An 18,799-nucleotide genomic window follows, 5' to 3' on the forward strand; every position below is an offset into this window, starting at 1 on the left:
CTATGATAACAGGCACATTCGCATTGCACATGTGGGAGCCTATGCTGACCATCGACGCTATTCCAGCTTTCAATGATAACTACATCTGGTGCCTGTCCAACAGTGAAGACCGCAAGGCGCTGGTGGTGGATCCCGGGCAGGCAGAACCCGTCATTGAGTTCCTCGCCGATCAGGGGCTGGAGCTGGACACGATTCTGGTAACCCATCACCACCCTGACCATGTCGGCGGTGTGAGCAAGCTGTCTGGGACAGTGCACGACTGCCGTATCATTGGTCCTGCCAACTCTCCCTTCAAAGGAGCCAACAGCGAGGTGCACCCAGGGGACGAGGTCGTCTGGCAAACTCTGACGTTCGAGGTTCTCGCCGTTCCCGGCCACACCCTGGACCATATCGCTTACTACACCAACGTCCCGGTCAATGGGCGTCCGCTTCTGTTCTGCGGAGACACCCTGTTTGTGTGTGGTTGCGGTCGGCTGTTTGAAGGCTCACCGGAACAGATGAAGCAGTCCCTGGAAACCCTGCGGGAGCTGCCGGACGAGACAGCCGTGTATTGCGCTCACGAGTACACCCTGGCCAATCTGAAATTCGCCCGCAACTGGTTGCCGGATGATACATCACTGAAGGAGTTTGAAGCCCGCTGCCAGAAGTTGCGCGAAGATGGCAAACCCACGGTGCCCTCGATCCTCGGCGACGAAAAGCGATTGAACCCGTTCTTGCGCTGGGATGACAAGGCGGTTATCGACGCTGCAAACCGCCACGCGTCGGAGCCAGTCAAATCAGACAATGAAGTCTTTGCAGCAACCCGCCACGGCAAAGACACATTCTGACCAGGAGGCAGGTAACAATTCCTATCAACGCCGTAACGTAGGTCTTGTTGACCCTCTCAAAGGCGCTCCAATAGAATTCGTGTAACCTTTGCACCCTAACTTATTAAATATGCCGGGTTTTAAGACAGTTAAACCCGGCTCGGTCCAGCTACTCGGAAGCAGAACATATGACGGTCTCGCGATTTTCCACTCTTGTTCTTATCGGCGTGCTCACCAGTGGCTGCAGCGTTCTTGACCGGTTCGGAACCAATACCTCCGGCGATGTACTGGCGTCAGAGAAGCTCACCGTTGCCGCCGGCGATGACGACCTGAAAGAGGCCATTGAGTCGTCACCGGACGGTGAACCTGCCGGTCGGGCTTCCCGCACCAGGCTTGACGATGCCATTGAACCTTCCCTGAAAAAAACCGCGGAAGACGCCAGAAAAAAACTCGATACGCCGGAACAACAGGTCACAGAAGAACCTGCCGCCACCCCGGACCTGTGGCATCGACTGAGAGGTGGGTTTGCGCTGGATCACGATGCCAGCGATCCTCGGGTACAGGCGCAACTGAACTGGTACAGGAAGCATCCCCAGTACATCAACCGTGTGGTCGAGCGCGGCAGCCGTTACCTGCACTATATAGTTACTGAAACCGAGAAACGGGGCCTGCCCACGGAGCTGGCCTTGCTTCCTGTGGTCGAAAGTGCGTTCGACCCGTTTGCCTATTCCCATGGCCGTGCGGCCGGACTGTGGCAATTCATTCCGTCAACCGGTAAATATTTTGGTCTCACACAGAGCTGGTGGCACGATGACCGGCGCGACGTAATTGCCGCCACAGACGCCGCGCTCACCTATCTTGACAGACTGGCAACCCGTTTTGACGGCGACTACATGTTGGCACTGGCCGCCTACAACAGTGGCGGCGGGACGGTTTCCAGCGCAATGCGGCGCAACCGTAACAGGAGCGCCCCCACCGACTTCTGGTCCCTGGACCTGCCCCGGGAAACCCGTCATTACGTACCCAAACTGATCGCTTTGGCGAAAATATTCGACCAGCCAGAAAAGTATGGTATCGAACTGCCCGCGCTGGCGGACGAACCCTATTTTGAAATCGTAGATACCGGCTCCCAGCTGGATCTCGCCCAGGCAGCTGAACTGGCTGATGTGGACATTGATGAGATTTACCTGCTCAACCCATCGTTCAATCGCTGGGCCACATCACCTGAAGGCCCTCATCGGCTCCTGGTGCCGCGGGAGAAAGCCGAAACCTTCAGCACGGCGCTTAAAGGTATCGCCCCGGTCGACCGGGTAGCCTGGCACAACTATAAAGTGCAATCCGGCGACACGATCAGCACCATTGCCAGACAATATTCCACCACCTCCTCGGTTATCCAGCAGGTCAACAAATTGGACAGCCACATCATTCGCATCGGCCAGAGACTGATGATCCCATCCGCGGCCAAGCAGTCAGACACCTATGCCCTCAGCGCCAGTGAACGACTGGCCAGAAAGCAGCAAAGCAGCGGCAAAAACACCGACGGCACCCGGGTTGACTACACCGTCCGTTCCGGCGATACATTCTGGGATATTGCCCGCGAACACCGGGTTTCTGTACGGCAAGTGGCTTCCTGGAACGGGATGGCTCCGGGTGATCCACTGATCCCCGGAAAACAGCTGGTTATCTGGTCGAAATCCAAGCAACCCAAGATGCTGGCCAGTAACGACAGGGCTAAAGGCATGGTTCGCAAGGTCGGCTATCAGGTCCGCAAGGGGGATTCCCTTTCCGTCATCGCCAACCGGTTTGCTGTGAATGTCAGGGACATCGCAAGCTGGAATGACCTCAATACATCCCGTTATCTGCAGCCCGGTCAAAGTCTGGTACTCTATGTTGATATAAGAAACAGTCCCTGAGTCTGAACCGGAAACGTGCGAGATCTATGACAAAAACGCGGAAAGCCTCATCCCTTATCAGTGCTTTTACTCTCGCTGCCATGGCTCTGCTGCCATGGCAGGCCAGCCTCGCCGAAACAGCCGCGAAACACGGCATTGCCATGCACGGGGACGCTCAATATCCTGAAGGCTTTCCCCACTTTGACTACGTAAACCCTGATGCCCCCAAAGGCGGCGCCCTAAGGATGGCCGTCGTGGCCAACGGCTTCGATTCCTTCAACCCCTTTGTGATTCGTGGCGTGGCTGCGGCCGGCATCAACACCTACCTTTACGACACCCTGATGGAAGCGTCTGCAGATGAACCCTTCTCTGCCTACGGACTGATTGCCGAATCCATCGAAACGCCTGATGACCGAAGTTACGTCATATTCAATCTGCGCAAAGAGGCACGGTTTCAGGACGGTGAACCGATTACCGCTGAGGATGTAAAATTCTCCTTTGACGTGCTGACCACCCAGGGACACCCTTTTTATCGCAACTACTACGCGGACGTGACAGAAGTCACCGTCGAGGGTGAGCGGCGGATCCGTTTCGATTTCGGCGAAACCAACAACCAGGAACTGCCCCTGATCCTTGGCCAGCTTCCCGTTCTTCCCGGTCATTACTGGGAAGACCGTGAGTTCGGAGACAACGGCCTGACCCCACCGGTAGGCAGTGGCCCCTATCGAATCAAAGACTTTGAGGCAGGCCGTTCAATAACTTTCGAGCGCGTCAAAGATTACTGGGCCGAGGGTCTTGGCGTACGCAGAGGCCGGTTTAATTTCGATGAAATCCGATACGACTACTACTCGGATGACACCGTCGCCCTCGAGTCGTTCCGTGCCGGAAACTTTGATTTCCGGGTCGAATCCTCCGCCAAGAACTGGGCAACCGCTTACACCGGTGACCAGTTCGAGTCAGGCAAGGCAAAAACCGAAGCGGTTGAGCATAGCCGCCCTGCGGGAATGCAGGCATTCGCCATGAACACCCGCCGCGACGTATTCAGTAACCCCAAGGTGCGCGAAGCCCTTGCTTACGCGTTTGATTTCGAGTGGGCCAACAAGAACCTGTTCTACGGACAATACACCCGTACCAGCAGCTACTTCGAAAACAGTGAACTGGCATCGTCTGGCTTACCGGAAGGCCGGGAACTGGAAATTCTGGAGCCCTATCGGGACCAGCTACCGGAAGATGTTTTTTTCGAAGAATATCAACCGCCGTCTACCGCAGGTGACGGTGGCCTGCGTGAAAACCTCCGCACTGCCCTGACTATGTTGCGGGAAGCCGGGTACAAGGTGGTTGACGGCACCATGGTGAACAGCGAAACCGGTGAACCGCTGGCGTTCGAGATCCTGATCTATCAGAAGACCTTCGAGCGGGTGGTACTACCGTTCAAGAACAACCTGGCACGGTTGGGCATTGATGTTTCGGTCCGTCTCGTGGATACCAACCAGTATATTCAGCGGATTCGCGAATTCGACTACGATATGACCGTCCAGAGTATCGGGCAATCGGATTCCCCGGGCAATGAACAGCGGGAATACTGGCACTCGTCCACGGTTGATGTGAAGGGATCACGAAACTACATGGGCGTCGACAGTCCGGTGGTGGATGAACTCGTCAACATGGTGATACAGGCGCCAAGCCGCGAGGAGCTGGTCCACAGGGTGCGCGCTCTGGACCGGGTTTTGCTCCACGGCCATTACGTGGTTCCGAACTGGTACCTGCCCAAGGATCGCATCGCCTACTGGACCTTCCTGCAGCGCCCGGACGCTGTACCCAAAAACGGTGTTGATATTGACAACTGGTGGGTAAAAAGCACTGACCAATGACGCAGAACTCTGAAATATCGCTGACGGAGCTCCGCTGAATGGGCAGTTATATCCTCAGGCGCCTGGCGCTTATTATCCCCACCCTGCTCGGAATCATGCTGCTCAATTTCGTGATCGTTCAGGCCGCGCCCGGTGGCCCTGTGGAGCAGCTGATTGCCGAAACCGAAGGGCATGGCGGCGGCGCCCTCGCCAGGGCCAGTGGCGGCGGTTCCGGCGGCGAAGTCAGTTCTTCCAGCGGCGACAGTCGCGGCTCCCGTGGCCTACCTGAAGAACTACTCCGTGAAATTGAAGTCATGTATGGCTTCGATAAACCACCCCACGAGCGCTTCCTGAAAATGCTGGGCGATTACGCCACTTTTGATTTCGGAGAGTCGTTCTTCCGTGACCGCTCGGTGATCGAGTTGATACTGGACAAGATGCCGGTGTCGATATCACTGGGACTGTGGTCCACCCTGATTATCTATCTCATTTCCATTCCCCTCGGTGTCCGCAAGGCGGTTACCGACGGTTCCCGCTTCGACGTCTGGAGCAGTTCCGTCATTGTCGTGGGCTACGCGATTCCCGGCTTTCTGTTTGCGATATTGCTGATTGTTCTGTTTGCCGGTGGCAGTTACCTGGACTGGTTTCCATTACGGGGACTAACCTCGTCCAATTTCGACGAACTGAACTGGTATCAGAAAATCGGTGATTATTTCTGGCACCTGGCGCTGCCTGTAACCGCCAATGTGATCGGCGGTTTTGCCACCCTTACGCTGCTGACCAAGAATTCTTTCCTTGATGAAATCAGCAAGCAATACGTGGTAACGGCAAGAGCGAAAGGCCTGGAAGAGAAGCAGGTGCTATACGGGCACGTGTTCCGCAACGCCATGCTGATTGTTATCGCCAGCCTTCCCGGCGTGTTGGTGTCCCTGTTCTTTACCGGTTCGTTACTGATAGAAGTGATCTTTTCCCTCGACGGACTCGGGCTGCTCGGCTTTGAGGCCGCCTTAAACCGGGATTACCCGGTGATCTTCGGCACACTCTTTATCTTCACACTCATGGGGCTGGTGCTGAAACTGGTCAGCGATATTACCTATGTGCTGGTTGATCCCCGCATTGATTTTGAAAGCCGGGAGGGTTCATGAGCCCGGTAAAGCTCACCCCAATCCAGCAGCGGCGGCTGGCCAACTTTCGCAAAAACCGTCGTGGTTTCTGGTCCCTCTGGATATTCCTGTTTCTGTTCGGACTGTCCCTGATTGCCGAGGTCATCGCCAACGACGTGCCGCTGGTCGCCTACTATGAGGGGGACCTCTATTTCCCGGTGGTCCAGAGTGTTCCTGAAGAGACTTTCGGTGGCTTTCTGCCCACAGAAGCAGACTACCGGGATTCTTTTATTGCCAATGAGATCGAAGCCAACGGATGGATGATATGGCCGCCGATACGCTTCAGCTACAACACAATCAACTACGACCTCGAAGTTCCCTCACCGGCGCCACCCAGTGCCGAGAACTGGATAGGTACTGACGATCAGGGTCGGGATGTTGCCGCCAGGGTCATCTACGGATTCCGGATTTCAGTCCTGTTCGGGCTGATTCTTACCATACTCAGCTGCATCGTCGGGGTCGTTGTCGGTGCTATCCAGGGTTTCTATGGCGGCAAGATCGACCTGGTCGGGCAGCGATTCATCGAGGTATGGTCCGGCCTTCCGGTGCTGTATCTGCTGATCATTCTTTCCAGTATCGTGCAGCCCAACTTCTGGTGGCTGCTGGGTATCATGTTGCTGTTCAGCTGGATGGGGCTGGTGGATGTGGTGCGTGCGGAGTTCCTCCGTGCCCGCAACTTCGAATACGTCAAAGCCGCAAGGGCCCTGGGGCTGGGGAACCGCAAGATCATGTTCCGACACATTCTGCCCAACGCCATGGTGGCCACCCTGACCTTTCTGCCGTTTATCCTGACCGGCGCCATCACTGGTCTGACGTCCCTGGATTTCCTCGGTTTCGGGCTGCCCTCGGGCTCCCCCTCCCTTGGTGAGCTGATCGCCCAGGGCAAGTCCAACCTCCACGCGCCCTGGCTTGGCATCTCGGCATTCGTATCCCTGTCCATCATGCTGACGTTGCTGGTCTTTGTCGGCGAAGCGGTGCGCGATGCCTTCGACCCGAGAAAAAACTGATATGTCTGCGCTGCTGGAAATCAAAGATCTGTCGATTTCGTTTGACGCGAGCATTCACGCTGTCCAGCAGCTGTCACTCAGGATTGGCCGCGGAGAGACCGTGGCCCTGGTTGGCGAAAGCGGATCCGGCAAGTCCGTGTCTGCGCTCTCGGTGCTGCGGCTGCTTGATGAGCGCCATGCCAGCTACCCCACCGGCGAAATCCTGTTCCAGGGCGAAGACATGCTGAAAATCAGCCAGAAGCGCCTGCGGCAGATACGCGGCCGGCAGATCAGCATGATCTTCCAGGAGCCGATGACATCGCTCAACCCCCTTCATACAGTTGAGAAGCAGATCAGTGAAACCCTGGCTCTGCATAAAGGCATGCGCGGCCCCCAGGCCTGCGCGCGGTGTATCGAGCTGCTGGAACTCGTCGGCATTCCATCACCGCAAGAGCGCCTGAACAGCTACCCGCACCAGCTATCCGGCGGCCAGAAGCAACGGGTGATGATAGCCATGGCTCTGGCCAATGAGCCTGACTTGCTGATCGCAGACGAGCCAACAACCGCACTGGACGTCACTGTGCAGAAACAGGTCCTTGAGTTGCTTAAAGACCTGCAGCACAAGTTGGGCATGGCCATTCTGCTGATTACCCATGACCTGTCCATCGTCCGTCGCTACGCCGACCATGTGGTGGTCATGGAACGGGGCCTGCTGGTGGAGGAAGCGGCGACAACAACCCTGTTTGAAGATCCCCAGCATCCCTATACCCGCCGCCTGCTCGATGCCGAACCGCCGGCCTCGCCTTCTGGCGCCATGGTGAACAACCTGCCGCTGCTGGATGTCGACAATCTGGATGTTCGCTTTATTACCCGTAAGAGTTTGCTTGGCAAGCCTAAAGCCTGGTTCCAGGCCGTCGATAAAGTCAGTTTTTCCCTGAACCAGGGTGAGACGCTGGGCATCGTGGGTGAAAGCGGCAGCGGCAAGACCACCATCGGCCATGCGCTGCTGAAACTGACCGGCAGCACCGGCAGCATACGGCTCACCGGCCACGAACTGGCCCATCTGGACCAGAAGGAATTCCGCCCCTGGCGCAAACGAATCCAGATCGTATTCCAGGACCCCTTCGGCAGTCTTAGCCCTCGCATGTCAGTTGCCGAGATTGTCCGGGAAGGTCTTGAGATACATGTGCCGGCAACCCCGGAGGAACAGGACCGGCAAGTTATCCGGGCACTGACCGATGTGGGCCTGGACCCGGATGCCCGGCATCGCTACCCTCACGAATTCTCTGGCGGTCAGAGGCAGCGGATTGCCATCGCCCGCGCCCTGGTTCTGCAACCGGAACTGATCATTCTGGATGAACCCACCTCGGCCCTTGATCGCACGGTCCAGAAACAGGTGATTACCCTGCTGAGAGAACTGCAGGATAAATATAGTCTAAGCTATGTGTTTATCAGCCACGATCTGGCCGTCGTCAGAGCCCTCAGCCACAAACTGCTGGTGCTCAAAAATGGCCGCGTGGTGGAATACGGAGAAGCTTCCGGAATTTTCAACACACCAAAACATGAGTACACCCGTGAACTGCTGGGGGCGGCGCTGTTCTACGCACGGTAAAACTAACTGACAGCCCGCGCACGACACTACGACCAATTGAGCGTTACCCGCACCGTTACGGTTCATGGATAATGCCTTAAACTGAAACACAGGGAGAATCGTTATGGGATTACTCAGTGGCAAGAAAGCACTGATAGTCGGCGTTGCAAGCAAGCACTCCATTGCCTATGGCATTGCAGAAGCCTTTGCCAGAGAGGGCGCAGAACTGGCTTTCACCTACCAGAATGAAAAGCTCAAGTCCCGGGTGGAAAAATTTGCCGAAGGCTGGGGCAGCTCACTGATCTTCCCCTGTGATGTCGCCAGTGATGAAGAAATCGAGGCCGTGTTCACGGAACTGGGCAAACACTGGGACGATATCGATGTGATCGTCCATTCTGTCGGCTACGCCCCGGCAAACGAGCTGGACGGCAATTACGTTGACGTTACTACCCGTGAAGGCTTCCGCATGGCCCACGACATCAGCTCCTACAGCTTTGTGGCACTTGCCAAGGCCGGACGCAAGATGCTGCATGAAAACAGCTCTCTGCTGACCCTGAGCTATCTGGGTGCGGAAAAAGTATTGCAGAACTACAACGTGATGGGGCTTGCCAAAGCGTCACTGGAGGCCAACGTGCGCTATATGGCCGGCAGCCTGGGACGTGACGGCATTCGGGTAAACGCCATCTCCGCGGGACCCATCCGGACCCTGGCCGCCTCCGGTATCAAAAGCTTCCGCAAGATGCTTGCGGAGAACGCCCGCAGAGCACCCCTGCGCCGCAATGTGACCACCGACGAAGTCGGAAATGCCGCCGCTTTCATGTGCTCCGACATGGCCAGCGGTATTACCGGCGAGATCATGTACGTGGACGCCGGCTTCAACATTACGGGCATGGGCGAGCTGGAAGACTGATAGCGCCTGTAGATTTCCGGTGGGGCGCTCCCCGCCGGAACGCCCCGTTAGCCCTCCGACATTGCCCTGGCAACCGCTTCCACCCACTCCAGGTACGCGGTCTCGTCCGACTCCAGAATCTGTAGTCCAACGAGCCAGCTACCGGCATCTGCCGGGCGACACCATACCACTTCCACCATTAACCGGAACGGTTCGGAAACTTCGTCCAGGCTCACCCAGGCTGGCAGTATCGCCCCTTTCGTGAACGGCTCCGGGGTAGCAATGCGGATTCCCTTTGCGGACAGATCACTGGTTCGCGAAACCAGCGCGCGTTCTGCACTGTCGCCGGCATCCCCCGGCGCGGGGGACTCCAGCTCCAGGGTTACCTTTGCGCTCGCTGTCAGGCGATATTCAGTACGGTTATCCCCGGACTCCGGGGAATCGTCATAGTCGCCAAAGCTGTAATCAATTTCGCTCATGATCCACCTGAAGTCACCGGTTGAGGGGGTCAGTTCCGACCTACCCGGATGCGCCCTACAACCCTGGACAGGGTATCGTCGAATTCTGCAGACAAGCCCAGCACACGAATGTGGCCGGCTACAATCTCATCAACCAGTTGGTCCACCAGAAACTCACTGCGGTTAAGGCCTAACCGGTCCACGAACACCAGCTTCTTCGAGGCGTTAATTCTCACCGCCAGTTTGAGGCGAACCGGGGGCTGACCCTCGCCGGTACTTTCTTCCACAATCCAGCCACCAAGTTTGATGCTGTCGACAAGCTCCCGTGCCGCTGCTTCTTTCTCGCGCAACAGACGGTCCTGTTCAGCCTCTTCATCGGCGAGTTGCTGCGCCGCTGCTGCCTGCTGGCGGCGAGCCAGTTCCTGCTGCCTGGCGGCCTGCTCTTGCTGGCGCCGCTGTTCTGCCTCTTCTTTCTCTCGCCGCAATGCCTCGGCCCGGGCCTTTGCTTCTTTTGCTGCCTGCTCGCGTTGAAGTTTCTGGCGTTCAAGCACCACCGACAGCGAGGTAATGGTTTCCGCCAGTACCTCGCCAAAAGGCTTGAGTGGCGGCAGCAGCCGCAGTGTGCCCCGGTCAAACGACTCGACAAATCGCGACCAGGGCAGCAGCCCGAGCTTGACGCCCGCACCGTTGGTCCAGAGCACTTCACAGGTCTCCGGCAATAGCGCAAAAAAGAATCGGCGCTGCTCACTGTTACCTTCGCCTTCCACAAACCACCTGCCCGTCATGAGCGCAACCTCTTTTTCCGCGGGAGCAGAAAAGGTGAGCCACGACGAATCCCATGAAAAACGATCGTCCGCGGGCAGTGCGGGCACCAGATCCGGTATTTCTCCCCTAAGACGGGCGACCATTACGGCTTGAACACCCTCCAGGGCTTCCTCGCCCAACGGCTTGTCCAGCACCCGGTTCCAGACATCGGTTATACGGTCACCAATCTGCTCACCAACGGTATAGAGACGGTTGCGATCCTGATCCGAGAGGCCGGGGTCGCCAATCCACACAAGCCATTCCAGGAGTTTTCCGGCATGGCGCCAGTTCTCGCCCTCGGTGCCCTCCTCCCAGACGATCTGCTTCAGCAGTCTGAACCAGTGGTCGAAAATGAAACCCACAACCGCCTGTGGCAATTGACGATTCTGCAAGGCCCGTCCCACAAGAGCACGTGCGGTCTGTTCCGCGCGCCGTTGTCTGGCAGCACCCTGCTCGGTTACCAGCAGGCGATGGCGCAATCGCTCATTCTGCTGCTCGCGCCTGGCAGCGTCGTCTTCCCAGTGACGGCAGAACGCAAGTACCGGCTCGATATCGCCTGAATCAAAACTGCCGGAAACTGCAATAACCAGGGCATCGAGCTGGTCCAGGATCACCTTGGCCGAGCGTCCGCCCGACGCACTCCAGCCCCGACAGTCCTGCAGGCTGTCCAGCCACTGAATAAGGGTTTCATGGAGTGCGCCTGCGCCTTCAAGGTTCATGCGCCAGGCAAAAAAGAACCGCAGGCGCGCGATGCGACGTGCCAGTTCGGGATGCAGACCACTGGTTTTGAGGAACACGCCCATAATGCGGTCAGCGATATAGGCAGAGTTGATCTGCTGGACCGACCAGTTCAGGGAAACGGAACGAATTAGCCGGGTAACCGTTTCGTCCCTCTGCTCCATCCAGCATGACAGAAGCAGGGGCCGCCAATCGCTGGCGGCGTCCGCTGGCAGTCGCCCGGCCGGGTATGGAAGATCGGGTACGCGAATGCCGGAGAGCACATCGGCCATCTTCTTCGCAACCTGCTTTCGGGGCAGGACTTTGCGCTTGTTCTGCGTGCTCTGCTGCATCCGTTCCCCGCGCGTCAGAAGCGTTGAAAAGGTTTATTAAATGACGCAGTATAACCAACTCGCCGGGGTTTACTGCAACTAAACCGAGGCCGGTCATGTTTCATGCGACGGGGAAATCAACAGAATGTCGGGCACCAAACTAGAGAATCTGAATGTGGCGAGTCAGGAACCATTGATCACGCCTGAAGCGCTGAAGCAGGAACTGCCGCTTTCCGGAAAAGCCGCGGAAACCGTGGAAAACGGCCGCCAGGCTATCTATGACATTATGGATGGCAAGGATCACCGCCTGTTTGTGGTGGTAGGCCCCTGTTCCATTCACGACGTCGAGGCAGCCCGTGAATACGCTGCCAAGCTCAGAAAACTGGCGGACGAAGTCAGCGATACCCTGCTGATTGTCATGCGGGTGTATTTCGAGAAGCCTCGTACCACCGTGGGCTGGAAAGGCCTGATCAACGATCCGCATCTGAATGATACCTTTGACATCGAACAGGGTCTTCATATTGGCCGCCGCCTGCTTCTGGACATCTCCGAACTCGGTCTGCCGACAGCGACCGAAGCCCTTGACCCGATCTCGCCGCAGTACCTTCAGGACACCATTTCCTGGTCTGCCATCGGTGCCCGTACCACCGAATCCCAGACCCACCGGGAGATGAGCAGTGGTCTGTCCATGGCCATCGGCTTCAAGAACGGCACCGATGGCAGCCTGGATGTTGCCGTTAACGCCATGAGATCCGTATCCCACCCCCACAGCTTTCTGGGTATCGACCAGCAGGGAAAGGTGGCGATTATCCGTACCCGTGGCAACAACTATGGTCACGTGGTCCTGCGTGGCGGCGGCGGCAAGCCCAATTACGATTCCGTAAGCGTAGCGCTCTGCGAACAGGCGCTGGAAAAGGCCAAACTGCGCCCATCCATCATGGTGGATTGCAGCCACGCCAACTCCAGTAAGGACCCGGGCATTCAGCCACTGGTCATCCAGGACGTTACCCACCAGATTCTGGAGGGCAACCAGTCAATCCAGAGCCTGATGGTGGAAAGCAACTTGAACTGGGGCAACCAGTCAATTCCGGAAAACCTGGCGGATCTCAAGTACGGCGTGTCGGTAACCGACGCCTGTATCGACTGGGAGACCACCGAGAAAGCCCTGCGGGATATGCGTAACAAGCTCAAGGATGTGCTGCCAAAGCGTCGCGGCTGATTGATGACAGCGGCGGCTGGGGTCTCAGCTGCCCACCCAGTCCAGTCTGCTTCTCAGTGTCACTACCCGGCCAATAATGACCAGTGTGGGTGCGGACACCGCGTTTTCATGAACCCGCTCGACAATATTCGACAGATCACCGGTCACCACCTGCTGGCCCGGGGTGGTGCCCCGTGACACCAGCGCGACAGGCATATCCGGCGACATGCCATTGGCCACCAGCTGGCGGCAGATGATGGGCAGCCCTACCAGTCCCATGTAAAACACCAGGGTCTGGTTGTTCTGGACAAAATCCTTCCACGGCAGGTCGCAGGTATCGTTTTTCAGGTGCCCGGTCACGAACCGGACCGACTGGGCGTGGTCCCGGTGAGTAAGCGGTATGCCGGCATAGGCCGCGCAACCGGAAGCCGCCGTTATTCCGGGCACGACCTGAAAGCGCACACCGGCTGCAGCCAGGGTTTCAATCTCTTCACCACCGCGACCAAAAATGAAAGGATCACCGCCTTTCAGCCGCACCACTTTGCGCCCCTTGCGGGCCAGCTCTACCAGCCGGTTATTGATCTGATCCTGGGGCAAGGTGTGGTTTGAGCGCTGTTTGCCCACGTGGATCCGTTCTGCGGCTTCCGGAATCAGCGACAGGATTTCCGGCGATACCAGACGATCATACAACACCACTTCCGCAGACTGAATCAGACGCCAGGCCTTCAATGTCAGAAGTTCCGGATCACCGGGGCCGGCACCTACCAGTGCCACCTCACCCTCCGAACTGTTGGGATTCTCGGTGACTGGATTCTTGCGGTAGCGAACGGGTGCCGGCTTCGCACCAACACCCTTCCATGGTGCGTCGTCGGATCTGTCACTCATTGGATTCTTTCAACGCCTCCCATATAGGGTTTAAGCACCTCCGGGACCAGAATGCTGCCGTCTTCCTGCTGGTAATTTTCGAGCACCGCAATCAGTGCACGGCCAACCGCAAGGCCGGAACCGTTCAGGGTATGAACCGGCTCCGGTTTGTTGGTTTCCGGGTTACGCCAGCGCGCGTGCATTCGACGTGCCTGGAAGTCCCGGGTATTGGAACAGGAGGAGATTTCGCGGAACTTGTCCTGGCCGGGCAGCCATACCTCGATGTCATAGGTGCGGGCCGCCGCAAAGCCCATATCGCCGCCGCACAGGTCTACCAGCCGGTAAGGCAGCTCCAGTAACTGCAGAACCTTCTCCGCATGCCCGGTCAGGGCCTCGAGCGCGGCCTCGGATTCCTCCGGCCGAACCACCTGTATCAGCTCAACTTTGTCGAACTGGTGCTGACGGATCATGCCCCGGGTGTCACGGCCGTAGGAACCGGCCTCGCTGCGGAAACAGGGGGTGTGACACACCATTTTCAGGGGCAGTTCCTTAGCGTCCAGAATAGTATCGCTGACCAGGTTGGTGGCCGGCACCTCCGCCGTGGGTATCAGGTATAACGGCTTCTCGCCGTCTATGCGGAACAGGTCTTCCTCAAACTTCGGCAACTGACCGGTGCCATACAGAGTCTCGGCATTCACCAGATAGGGTACATAGGCTTCCAGGTAACCATGCTCTTCGGTATGAAGGTTCAGCATGAACTGGGCCAGCGCCCGGTGCAGCCGCGCAACCGGGCCACGCATCACCGCAAACCGGGAGTGCGCCAGGCGGGTAGCGGTTTCAAAGTCCAGCCCGCCAAGAGCCTCTCCCAGGGCAACGTGATCCTTCGGTTCAAAATCAAACTGCCGGGGGGCACCCCAGCGGCGAACCTCAACGTTATCGTCCTCGCTCTCACCGGCCGGCACGCCCTCATCAGGAAGGTTCGGAATGGTCGCAAGAAATCCGTTGAGCTCTTCCTGCAGCGCACGCAACTCATCTTCTGCTTCGGATTTCTGCTTCTTGAGATCCTCCACTTCATCCAGCAAAGGCTGGATGTCTTCACCGGCCGCCTTGGCCTTGCCGATGGATTTTGACCGGCGGTTCTGCTCGCCCTGCAAGGTTTCCGTTTTCACCTGGATCGCACGACGGCGTTCCTCGAGCTGATCGAAGGTGGCTTTATCAAAGGCGAAACCCTTGATGGCCAGGCGACGGGCGATCTCTTCAGTCTGGGTGCGGACACGTTTGGGATCGAGCATGATTATCCTGAGTTTTCCGTTTCAGAGGTAAGTTGACAGTTTTCACGATTGATTGGGCATTATACCCGCGACGATAGCTGTGGCTACAGCAGGCACGGCCAGGCGGCCATTTTCAGTTTTGCGGGTAGCGCTTGCGGGGACTGTTACTGTTCCATTCATCGAGTCGGCCCCGCTTTTCCGCGAGTTTGATTTCCAGGCCACGATTCACCGGTTGATAGTATCGGCGTTGTTGGATGGACTCCGGCAGGTAGGATTCGCCGGCCGCGAAGGCCTCGGGCTCGTCGTGGGCATAACGGTACTCATCGCCGTGGCCCATGGACTTCAACAGTTTGGTGGGGGCGTTACGAAGATGCACCGGCACTTCATAATCAGGATCGTTGCGGATATCGGCCATACACTGGTTGAAGGCCTTGTAGACGGCATTGCTCTTCGGCGCCAGCGCCAGGTAGGTCACTGCCTGGGCGAGGGCCAGCTCACCTTCCGGTGACCCCAGCCGCTCCTGGGCTTCCCAGGCGTCCATGGCAATCTGCAACGCCCTGGGGTCCGCATTACCAATATCCTCGCTGGCAATCCTGGCCAGTCGACGGGCCACGTACAGGGGATCACAGCCTCCGTCGAGCATACGGCACAACCAGTACAGGGAACCATCGGGGTCAGAGCCACGAACCGACTTGTGCAACGCCGATATCTGGTCGTAGAAAACATCTCCGCCCTTGTCAAAACGTCTCAGGCTGGTCTGCAGAACCTGTTCCAGATGGTCCCGCGTGATGACGGCGCGATCTTCCCCGTCAGGTTCGGCGAGGTCTGTGGCCACCTCAAGGATATTCAAGGCCCGCCTGGCGTCTCCCCCGGAGGCGGAAGCCATGAGATCCAGCACCGGTTGCTCAACCTTGAAACGCCCCCCAAGTCCTTCTGGAGAAGACAGGGCGCGGTTCAGCAACTCCAGAATGTCGTCCTCCGAAAGGTTCTTCAGGACATAGACCCGGGTGCGGGACAACAGCGCGCTGTTAAGCTCAAACGAGGGGTTTTCGGTGGTGGCACCCACGAAAATGAAGGTGCCATCCTCGATGTGGGGGAGAAACGCATCCTGCTGGCTTTTATTGAAGCGGTGGACCTCGTCGACAAACAGCAGGGTATCGCGACCCTCGCCGTGTTTGCGGTCTTTCGCCCGCTGCACAATCGCGCGGATGTCCTTGACGCCGCTCAGAACGGCAGAGACGGTCTCGAAGCTGAGATCACTGAGGTTGGCCAGCAGGCGGGCAAACGTGGTCTTGCCTACGCCCGGAGGCCCCCAGAGAATCATGGAATGGAGCTGTCCCTGCTCCACCGCCCGCCGCAGCGGCTTGCCCTCACCGACCAGGTGACCCTGGCCGACGTATTCGTCAAGGCTTGCAGGGCGCATTCGTGCGGCCAGTGGCCGAAACCCCTGCTGTTCCCCGAACAGGCTTTCCTGCATCAGGCCCCGTCCCGGATCACATCCACGTTGTCGGGATAATCGAGAACAAAGGCGCTGTCCTTAATCTCTTCGTTAATGCGGGTATCCTGGAAACTCAGCACGCTGAGCTGGGACAACGAGTCCTGCATTCTCATCTCCTGGAGCTCTCCCTTGAAGAAGGTCAACTCCAGTGACACGAACAGAGAATCCTCGCTTCTGGGCTCAAGGGTAAATTCCCGGGTGTCGTCACCAATAGATCTCATGGATACCTTGTAGGTTTCGTCAAGGTTATCCACTTCCCCACTGAGCAACAGCGCAGGGGTTGTCGACACCTTCTGGTCCAGGCTGTGAACGGTAACCTGCTCAAGATCCGGGTCATAGACTTCTACCTTGCTGCCATCACTGACCACAAACTGGGAATGAGGCTGGTTGGTTTCCCAGTAGAACAGGCCCGGCCGTTTGGCCTTGAGAGAACCCCTGCTTTCCTGAACCCGGTTGCCGTTTTCGTTGACCACGATCTGGATAAAGCTCGACTGGAAGGATTCGTAACTTTCCAGGGTTGAGGCCAGTTCCGCTGCGGCCGCTCCACCGCCGTCCTCGGCGTGGGCAGGCAAGGCAAGCAGCAACGCTGCCAGCACGAAAACCAATCCTGAACTCCTTGAAACTTTCATCATGTGTCTGTGCTCCTAATCTCTTGGTGGCGGTGGTGCCAGTACTTCGCGGGCGCCATTGTGTCCGGCCGAGCTGACCACGCCGGATGCTTCCATGGCCTCGACCAGGTTTGCCGCCCGGTTATAGCCGATCTTGAATTTCCGCTGCACGGATGAAATCGAAACACGCCTGCCCTCGGTCACGAACGCTACCGCCTCATCGAACAGGGCATCACCCTCGCTGTCTCCGCCGCCCTCGCTCAGGCTTGGTACCCCGGGCAAATTCTCCCCTTCGGCACCGTTCAGTACATCGTCGACATAAACGGGCTCTCCCCGGGCTTTCCAGGCACTGACAACACGGTGTACTTCGTCATCGTCCACGAAGGCGCCGTGCACCCGCACCGGCAGCCCGGAGCCGGGCGGCAGGTAAAGCATGTCACCATGCCCCAGCAACTGCTCTGCACCACCCTGATCGAGCACCGTACGGGAATCGATCTTGGACGACACCTGGAACGACATGCGGGTAGGAATGTTGGCCTTGATAAGGCCGGTAATCACATCCACCGAGGGCCGCTGGGTGGCGAGAATGAGGTGGATACCCGCAGCCCGCGCTTTCTGGGCAATCCGGGCAATCAGCTCCTCCACTTTTTTGCCGACAATCATCATCATGTCAGCGAATTCGTCAATCACCACCACGATAAACGGAAGCGTCTCCAGCTCGGGGCGCTCCTGCTCATCATCAGCCAGGTGCAGGTCTGGCTTCCAAGTAGGATCCAGCAGGGGCTCGCCCGCCGCCACCGCATCTTTGACCTTGCGGTTGTAGCCGGCCAGATTACGAACGCCCAGGCTAGCCAGCAGCCGGTATCGTCGCTCCATCTCCGCTACACACCAGCGCAGGGCGTTGGCGGCATCCTTCATATCGGTAACCACCGGCGCCAGCAGATGCGGTATGCCGTCGTAGATGCTCAACTCCAGCATCTTCGGGTCCACCATGATAAAACGGACTTCCTCCGGCGTGGCTTTGAACAGCATGCTCAACAGCATGGCGTTCACACCCACCGATTTGCCGGAACCCGTGGTGCCCGCCACCAGCAAGTGCGGCATTTTCGCCAGGTTGGCCACCATCGGATTGCCGCCGATATCGTTGCCCAGCGCCAGGGTCAGGGCGGACGAGGATTCGGTAAATACCCGGGCACTCAATACCTCACTGAGGCGTACCATTTCACGCTCTTCGTTGGGTATTTCGATACCGACCACGGATTTGCCCGGGATCACCTCAACCACGCGAACACTGAGAACGGCCAACGCACGCGCCAGGTCTTTCGCCAGATTGGAGATCTTGCTGACCTTCACTCCTGGAGCGGGCTTGATCTCAAACCGGGTGATAACCGGGCCAGGATTAACCTCCACCACTTCCACGGAAACGCCAAAATCTGCCAGTTTCTCCTCCAGAAGCCGCGACATGTGCTGCAGAGACTCTTCGGAGTAACCCTTTTCCTTGCGCTCTTCCGGTGGATCCAGAAGGGAAATAGGTGGAATTGTGCTTTCCACATCTTCCAGCAGCGACGCCTGTTTGCTGCCGCCACTGCTGTTGGTTGCCGACTGATCTTCGCGCTTGAACGGAGAGATCTTCAAAGACTTGCCGGCGGGGCCCTTGTCGGCACCCTTGCGACCGGTTCCGGGAACTTCGCGACTGTGTGTGGGAGCATCTGGCTCGGGGGCGCTACCATCCCGTGAGCTGAAGCTTTCCAGGCGTGCCGGCTCGACATCATTGCCGGACTGCACGCCCTCCAGTCCAGGCTCGCGCCGTTCTTTCGGGGGCGTTGCCGGCTTTGGCTTCTTCCTGACGAGCCCCAGCAGGCGCCTCCACCA

At 57.9% G+C, this 18,799-nt stretch carries 13 protein-coding genes and 2 pseudogenes; 8 read left to right on the forward strand and 7 right to left on the reverse strand.

The features are described 5' to 3' along the window. Nucleotides 1–41 precede the first annotated feature (41 nt). The 7 genes from gloB (at nt 42) to DIT71_RS08850 (ending at nt 9,198) form a co-directional block, all read left to right on the forward strand. Nucleotides 42–827: a hydroxyacylglutathione hydrolase gene (gene gloB / locus DIT71_RS08820; protein ID WP_114612814.1), complete on the forward strand. Its 786-nt coding sequence runs from the start codon at nt 42–44 to the stop codon at nt 825–827. Between the two features lie 167 nt (nt 828–994). Next, nucleotides 995–2,719 carry a lytic transglycosylase gene (locus DIT71_RS08825; RefSeq protein WP_114612815.1) on the forward strand — a complete coding sequence of 575 codons (1,725 nt, stop codon included), beginning with the start codon at nt 995–997 and terminating at the stop codon, nt 2,717–2,719. Nucleotides 2,720–2,745: 26 nt separating this feature from the next. Beyond that, nucleotides 2,746–4,569, forward strand: a complete 1,824-nt coding sequence (locus tag DIT71_RS08830; protein ID WP_114612816.1) for an extracellular solute-binding protein — start codon at nt 2,746–2,748, stop codon at nt 4,567–4,569. Between the two features lie 38 nt (nt 4,570–4,607). After that, a complete protein-coding gene (locus DIT71_RS08835; RefSeq protein WP_114612817.1) occupies nt 4,608–5,693 on the forward strand; it encodes a microcin C ABC transporter permease YejB in 1,086 nt (361 codons plus the stop codon). Next, nucleotides 5,690–6,718, forward strand: coding sequence for an ABC transporter permease (locus DIT71_RS08840; RefSeq protein WP_114612818.1), 1,029 nt, complete (start codon nt 5,690–5,692; stop codon nt 6,716–6,718). The genes DIT71_RS08835 and DIT71_RS08840 overlap by 4 nt, the downstream gene beginning before the upstream one ends. Before the next feature lies 1 nt (nt 6,719). Beyond that, on the forward strand, nt 6,720–8,309 hold the full coding sequence (locus tag DIT71_RS08845) for an ABC transporter ATP-binding protein (protein WP_114612819.1): 1,590 nt from the start codon (nt 6,720–6,722) through the stop codon (nt 8,307–8,309). 103 nt (nt 8,310–8,412) lie between these two features. Continuing rightward, nucleotides 8,413–9,198 carry an enoyl-ACP reductase FabI gene (locus tag DIT71_RS08850; RefSeq protein WP_114612820.1) on the forward strand — a complete coding sequence of 262 codons (786 nt, stop codon included), beginning with the start codon at nt 8,413–8,415 and terminating at the stop codon, nt 9,196–9,198. A 47-nt stretch (nt 9,199–9,245) separates the two neighbouring features. On the opposite strand, the gene DIT71_RS08855 is transcribed toward DIT71_RS08850, so the two are convergent. Continuing rightward, the gene (locus DIT71_RS08855; RefSeq protein ID WP_114612821.1) at nt 9,246–9,656 is read right to left on the reverse strand and encodes a PilZ domain-containing protein; all 411 of its coding nucleotides are present in this window, start codon (nt 9,654–9,656) and stop codon (nt 9,246–9,248) included. Nucleotides 9,657–9,685: 29 nt separating this feature from the next. Next, entirely contained in the window at nt 9,686–11,509 is a 1,824-nt protein-coding gene (locus DIT71_RS08860) for a DUF1631 family protein (protein ID WP_114612822.1), read from the reverse strand. A 124-nt stretch (nt 11,510–11,633) separates the two neighbouring features. Between DIT71_RS08860 and DIT71_RS08865 the strand changes: the two genes are divergently transcribed. After that, nucleotides 11,634–12,707, forward strand: coding sequence for a 3-deoxy-7-phosphoheptulonate synthase (locus tag DIT71_RS08865; protein WP_114612823.1), 1,074 nt, complete (start codon nt 11,634–11,636; stop codon nt 12,705–12,707). A 24-nt stretch (nt 12,708–12,731) separates the two neighbouring features. Here the strand turns inward: DIT71_RS08865 and cobA are convergent. The 5 genes and pseudogenes from cobA to DIT71_RS18535 all read right to left on the reverse strand — a co-directional run. Then, nucleotides 12,732–13,553 (reverse strand): annotated as a pseudogene (cobA, locus tag DIT71_RS08870) (uroporphyrinogen-III C-methyltransferase); the annotation flags it as partial. Between the two features lie 14 nt (nt 13,554–13,567). After that, on the reverse strand, nt 13,568–14,842 hold the full coding sequence (serS, locus tag DIT71_RS08875) for a serine--tRNA ligase (protein ID WP_114612825.1): 1,275 nt from the start codon (nt 14,840–14,842) through the stop codon (nt 13,568–13,570). A gap of 112 nt (nt 14,843–14,954) precedes the next feature. Then, nucleotides 14,955–16,298 carry a replication-associated recombination protein A gene (locus DIT71_RS08880; protein ID WP_114612826.1) on the reverse strand — a complete coding sequence of 448 codons (1,344 nt, stop codon included), beginning with the start codon at nt 16,296–16,298 and terminating at the stop codon, nt 14,955–14,957. Next, the gene (lolA, locus tag DIT71_RS08885; RefSeq protein WP_114612930.1) at nt 16,298–16,948 is read right to left on the reverse strand and encodes an outer membrane lipoprotein chaperone LolA; all 651 of its coding nucleotides are present in this window, start codon (nt 16,946–16,948) and stop codon (nt 16,298–16,300) included. Before lolA ends, DIT71_RS08880 begins: the two co-directional genes overlap by 1 nt. Nucleotides 16,949–16,963: 15 nt before the next feature. After that, nucleotides 16,964–18,502: pseudogene (locus tag DIT71_RS18535) on the reverse strand (DNA translocase FtsK); the annotation flags it as partial. Nucleotides 18,503–18,799 lie beyond the last annotated feature (297 nt).

The sequence above is a fragment of the Marinobacter vulgaris genome, assembly GCF_003344045.1.
Classification (GTDB): Bacteria; Pseudomonadota; Gammaproteobacteria; order Pseudomonadales; family Oleiphilaceae; genus Marinobacter; species Marinobacter vulgaris.